This is a genomic window from Streptomyces sp. CC228A (assembly GCF_021390935.1).
Classification (GTDB): domain Bacteria; phylum Actinomycetota; class Actinomycetes; order Streptomycetales; family Streptomycetaceae; genus Streptomyces.
In genome coordinates this window covers 1-5,558 of record NZ_JAJPUI010000023.1, presented here as the reverse complement: position 1 = coordinate 5,558, position 5,558 = coordinate 1, and the positions used below count along the sequence as shown (strand labels likewise).

Below are 5,558 nucleotides of genomic sequence, written 5' to 3'. Positions count from 1 at the left end.
GCTCCGTACGCGCCGGCATGCAGGTCGCCGAGTCCGCCGCCAAGGACGTCAAGCGCGTCCACCTGGAGCTCGGCGGCAAGGCCCCCGTCGTCGTCTTCGAGGACGTCGACATCGACAAGGCCGTGGAGGACATCTCCGTCGCCGGGTTCTTCAACGCCGGCCAGGACTGCACCGCCGCCACCCGCGTCCTCGTCCACGAGTCGATCCACGACGACTTCGTGGCCGCCCTCGCGAAGGCCGCCGCGGAGACGAAGACCGGCCTGCCGGACGACGAGGACGTGCTCTACGGCCCGCTCAACAACGCCAACCAGCTGGCCCAGGTCACCGGCTTCATCGACCGCCTCCCCGCGCACGCCAAGGTCGAGGCGGGCGGCCACCGCGTCGGCGACAAGGGCTACTTCTACGCCCCGACCGTCGTCTCCGGCCTGCGGCAGGACGACGAGATCGTCCAGAACGAGGTCTTCGGCCCGGTCATCACCGTGCAGTCCTTCCGCGACGAGGAGCAGGCCGTCCAGTACGCCAACGGCGTCGAGTACGCGCTGGCGTCCTCCGTGTGGACCAAGGACCACGCCCGTGCGATGCGCATGTCCAAGGCCCTCGACTTCGGCTGCGTGTGGATCAACACCCACTCCTCGTGCACGGTGCGGTACACCACCGCGGCCGCCATCCCCGTACCGAAGGGGCGGCGGCCGGTCAGCGCGAAAGCGAGGACGCAGCCGAGGGAGAAGACGTCCCCGGCCGGGCCGGCATCCCCGTACCCCGCGAGCCCGGCCTGCTCCGGTGCCAGGAAGCCCGGTGTCCCGATCAGCGCGCCGGTGGCGGTGAGCGCCGTCGCGTCGGTGCTGCGGGCGATGCCGAAGTCGATCAGGCGCGGGCCGTCGAGGGCGAGCAGCACGTTCCCGGGCTTCACGTCGCGGTGGACGAGCCCTGCGTCGTGCATCCCGGCGAGGGCGTCGGCGAGCCGGGCGCCCAGCGCCCGCACGGCGGCCTCCGGCAGGGGGCCGTGCAGGGCGACGGCCTCGTCGAGCGACGGGCCGGGCACGAACTCGGTGGCGAGCCACGGTTCACGGGCTTCCGCATCGGCGCCGAGGACCCTGACCACCCACCGGCCGGTGATCCGCTCGGCGGTGCGCGCCTCCCGCCGGAACCGCTCGCGGAAGCCGGGGTCCGCGGCGTACTCCGCCCGGATGCGTTTGACCGCGGCGAGTGCGCCGCCACCGGACCGGGCGAGGTAGACCACCCCCATGCCGCCGGTGCCGAGCCGCCCCAGCAGCCGGAAGCCGGCGATCGTCGAGGGGTCCGACCGGTGCAGGGGCCGCACGGGTTCAGGCCCCCTTCGTCCCGGGCGGCCCGAGGGGGGCGGCGCCGGCGTAGCGCACCCGGCCGCCCTTGACCACGTACATGTAGGTGCCGACGCCGTTGACCTCGCGAGTCGACTTGTCGAAGGAGTACGCGCCCATCGCGCCCTTGTACTCCGCCGCGAGGAGGGCCCGCGCCGTCTGCGCCCGCTCGGGCCGGGGCCCGGCCGCGGCCGCCGCCGCCACCACGCCGATCATGAGGTTCACCACGTCGAATGCCTCTCCCGCATACGGGGCGGGCGCGGCGCCGAAGCGCTGGGTGTAGGCGGTGCGGAACGCCGCCGCCGAGGGCAGGGCCGCCGGGTCCGCGGCAGGCGCGCCGATGGCCCAGCCCTCCGCGGCGGCGCCGGCCTCCCGGACGAACCGCTGGTCGTCGAAGACCTGCTGGCCGGTGGCCCGCGGCCCGGTGAACCCGGCCTCGTGCAGCGCGCGGGCGGCCAGCACGGCCGTCTCCGTGACACCGCAGTGCACGTAGGCGTCGATGCCGTGGTCGAGCATGTCCCGGATCACGGTCCGGTAGTCGGTCGTGCCGGCCGGGACCACCCGGTGGTACGGGCCGGCCGCGTTCTCGTACCGGACGGCCCAGTCGGCGCCGCCCATGTACTGCCAGCCGTACACGTCGTCGGTGCGGTCGTGCACGAGCCCGGGCCGGGTACTGCCCTGGTGCAGCACGTGGAAGCCGATCCAGTTGCCGGCCTTGGGGTGCGACGGGATGGCCCGCACCAGGGTCCTCAGATCGCCCGCGGCCAGCAGGTTGAGGCCCGCGGAGACCGTGGCGACGGGCATGCGGGCCTCGTCGTACGCGGGCATCGCGGCCTGACCGGGGTAGTCGGAGGTCGGGCCCAGGACGGCGAGGACGTCGGGGTCGGTGGTGAGGGCGCGGGCCGCGGCCAGGGCCTTGGACGGGTCGCCCTGGTCGTCGGACACCTTCAGTTCGAGCGTGAAGGGGCGCTTCCGCGAGCTGCCGCCCGACCGGGGGCGGGCGTTGAACAGTTCGACGGCCAGCCGGGCACCCTGTTCCTGCGCCCGGCCGACGGCCCGGGCCGGGCCGGTGAGGTCCGCGTGGACGCCGATGACCCAGCGGCGCTCCCGGGCGCCGGAGCCCGTCTTCGCGCCACCGCCCGCGCCGCTCCGGCCGTAGCGGGCCCAGATGCCGGCAGCGCCGCCGGCCGCCAGGACGGCTCCGCCCGCGGACAGCAGGAACCTCCTCCTCCCGAACGGCCCCCGGCGGTCCTCTGACCGTGCTCCCGGCTCGGTCGGGTCGATGTCGGGCAGGGCCAGCATCCGCGCCGAGCGTTCCGCGATGGTGCGGACGACCGGTGCGGGCAGCCAGTCCGCGGACCCGGCGTCGACGTCCGCGGTGAGGCGGTCCGCGACCTCCGCGGCTGAGGGCCGGTCGGCCGGGTCCTTGGCGAGGCACTGCCGTACGAGGGGGAGCAGCGGCTCCGGCACGCCGGCGAGGTCCGGCTCGTCGTGGACCGTGCGGTAGAGCAGGGCGTCCAGGGTGCCGGTGCCGAACGGGGGGCGTGCGGTCGCCGCGTAGGCGAGGAGGCAGCCGAGGGAGAAGACGTCGGCGGCGGGGCCGATGCCGGCGGTGCGGGCCGCGGCCTGCTCCGGTGCGAGGAAGCCGGGCGTCCCCACCACCATGTCGGCGGAGGTCAGCCCCGTCTCGCCGGCGACACGGGCGATGCCGAAGTCGATGAGCCGGGGCCCGTCGACGGCGAGCAGGACGTTGCCCGGCTTGACGTCGCGGTGGACGAGCCCCGCCTCGTGGACGGAGGCCAGGGCGCGGGCGACGGCGCCGCCGAGGACCCGAAGGCTCCGCTCCGGCAGCGGGCCGTGCGCGCGGACGGCCTCGCCGAGGAGGGGCCGGGCACGAAGGCGGTCGCCATCCACGGCTCGGGGGCGTCGGGATCGGCGCCGGTGACCGGCACCGCCCACGGGCTGGCCACCCGGCGGGCGGCCTCCACCTCGCGGCGGAAGCGGGCCCGGAAATCGGCCTGGTCCGCCTGGTCGGCGTGGGTGACCTTCACGGCGGCGAGCTCGCCGCTCGCGGTGCGGCCGAGGAAGACCACCCCCATGCCGCCGGCGCCCAGCCGGCCCAGGAGGCGGTAGCCGGCGAGGGAGGACGGGTCTGCGGGCAGCAGCGGCTGGAGGGCGCCCTCGGGCCGCGCGCCGCTTCCCGCCGCGGGGGTTCCGTTCACTGCGGGGCCTCCAACTGCGCCTTGGCCCGGTCGGTCATGGCGACGAGCGCCTGCACCTGGGCGTGGTCGACCTCCTGCTCGCCGTGGCCGGGCGCGCCCTTCACGACGGCGGCGACGGTCACCTGGCCGACGCGGGACTGGAACCACGCGTACTTCTGCCCGCCCTTGAAGGCCGCGGAGTGGTACGTGCCCATCTCACCGAGCGAGTCGGTGGCCGTGAAGTTGCCGCCGGTGCCGAAGGGGCTGCCGATGGACCGCAGGGCCGTGACCCGTTCCCCCGGGCTGAGCGTCTGGGCGGGACAGCGCAGGGCCTCCTCCAGCGTCCGGGCCATCTCCCAGTCGGCGTCGGTCTCCGTGCGATGGACGGTGACGGTCGCCGCGACCCGCAGCGCGGCCCGCTCCGCGGAAGCGGGAACCTCACTGCGGGCGGTGACGCTGTGGAGCACCGTGGCGGGCCGGGTGCCGGCACGCCAGGTGCAGTCGCCGCCGAGGACCGGCCAGTAGCCGTCGGGGCTCAGGTGGGGGGAGCGCTTGACGTAGTCGGCGCCCCATGCCTCCGGTCCGGCGACGATGGCGAGGGCCATCCGGCGTGCCTCGGCGGCGTTCTTGGGCGCGCGTCCCGGGTCCGGGGTGAAGTCGAGGGCGGACGGCGCAGCCGTGGACGGTTCTGACGCGGGCGGTCCTGACGCGGGCGGTTCCGCCGGGGGCGGCGAGGACGCGCCGGTGGTGCCCGTCCCGGCGCTCGGGGGCTTGCCCGCCGTGCCGCCGGCCGTCCCGCCGCCTTCGCCGGAGCAGCCCGCCACCAGCACCAGGGCTGCTGCCGACAGGGCGCCGCAGGCGCGCAGCAGTCTTCTCCCAGAGTCCGCCACGATCTCCCCCACGCACGGTCACGGATCCACCGACTCGTGAGCAGATCGTACGCCGCGGCACCACCAACGGGGCCTGCCCGCAACCTCATTGGGGCGAACCGGTGACCTCGTCGCGAGTGTGTGCCCGAACGGTACCGCTACCGCCCGCGCCTCACCCGCGAGCCGCCGCGGGCCCCGCACCCACCCGGAAGGGCACCCGGGAGCCGCCGGACGGGCCGCGCCGGGGGCATGACGGGACGTCACCCATACTGGGGGCCTCGCTGACAGGGGGGCACGGATGACGGTGGAGCGCTTCGGCCCGTACGTGGTGCTCGAAGAGCTGGCCAGTGGAGGCATGGGGCGGATCCTGCTGGCCCGGTCCCCGGGGGGCCGGACCGTCGCCGTGAAGACGCTGCTCACCGCCGCCGACGACAGGCGGCGCTTCGCCCGCGAGGTCCGGATCGCCCAGCGGGTACGCGGGGTCTACACGGCGAGCGTGGTCGCCGCCGACCCGGAAGCCGCCGTGCCGTGGATGGCCACGGAGTACATACCGGCCCCGTCGCTGCGCGACCTCGTCGACCGGTGCGGCGTGCTGGGGCCGGGCGCGCTGCACTGGGTGGCGGCGGGCATGGCGGAGGCGCTGCTGAGCATCCACGCGGCCGGGCTGGTGCACCGGGACGTGAAACCGTCGAACGTCCTGCTGCCGCTGGACGGCCCGCGCGTCATCGACTTCGGCATCTCCCAGGCCCACGACGCCACCCGCACCCACGCCGCACTGGGCACGGTGCTGTACGCGTCCCCCGAGCAGGCGCGGGGCGAGCCGACGACCCAGGCGTCCGACGTGTTCTCCTTGGGGACGACCCTCTTCCACCTGGCCGCGGGCCGCGCCCCCTACCGCGACGGCGGCACCGGCCCGGCGCTGGAGCAGCTCGTACGCACGGCGAGCGGCGAACTGGACCTGACCGGGCTCCCCCGGGAACTGGAGCCGCTGGTCCTGCCCTGCCTCGCGCTGGACCCCGCCGCCCGGCCGGGCCCCGCGGACGTCCTGGCCCACTGCCAGCGGCACCTCGCCGAACGCCCCCGTGCACGGGGCGGCGAGGACTGGCTGCCCCGGAGCTGGAGCGAGGAGATCGAACGGCACCGGCGGG

The 5,558-nt window shown here is 75.7% G+C and carries 2 protein-coding genes and 3 pseudogenes; 2 read left to right on the top strand and 3 right to left on the bottom strand.

From position 1 onward, the window contains the following. Positions 1-629 (top strand): annotated as a pseudogene (locus L6E17_RS30310) (aldehyde dehydrogenase family protein); the annotation flags it as partial. Here the strand turns inward: L6E17_RS30310 and L6E17_RS30305 are convergent. From L6E17_RS30305 to L6E17_RS30295, 3 genes and pseudogenes are all read right to left on the bottom strand, one after another. After that, a pseudogene (locus L6E17_RS30305) lies at positions 605-1,321 on the bottom strand (serine/threonine-protein kinase); the annotation flags it as partial. The pseudogenes L6E17_RS30310 and L6E17_RS30305 sit on opposite strands and share 25 nt — an antisense overlap. Positions 1,322-1,325: 4 nt before the next feature. Next, positions 1,326-3,562, bottom strand: a pseudogene (locus L6E17_RS30300) (bifunctional serine/threonine-protein kinase/ABC transporter substrate-binding protein). Next, positions 3,559-4,443, bottom strand: a complete 885-nt coding sequence (locus tag L6E17_RS30295) for a hypothetical protein (RefSeq protein WP_236243807.1) — start codon at positions 4,441-4,443, stop codon at positions 3,559-3,561. Before L6E17_RS30295 ends, L6E17_RS30300 begins: the two are co-directional and overlap by 4 nt. 265 nt (positions 4,444-4,708) lie before the next feature. Here L6E17_RS30295 and L6E17_RS30290 point away from each other — a divergent pair. Continuing rightward, a partial coding sequence (locus L6E17_RS30290; RefSeq protein WP_236243806.1) for a serine/threonine-protein kinase occupies positions 4,709-5,558 on the top strand: 850 nt, incomplete at its 3' end.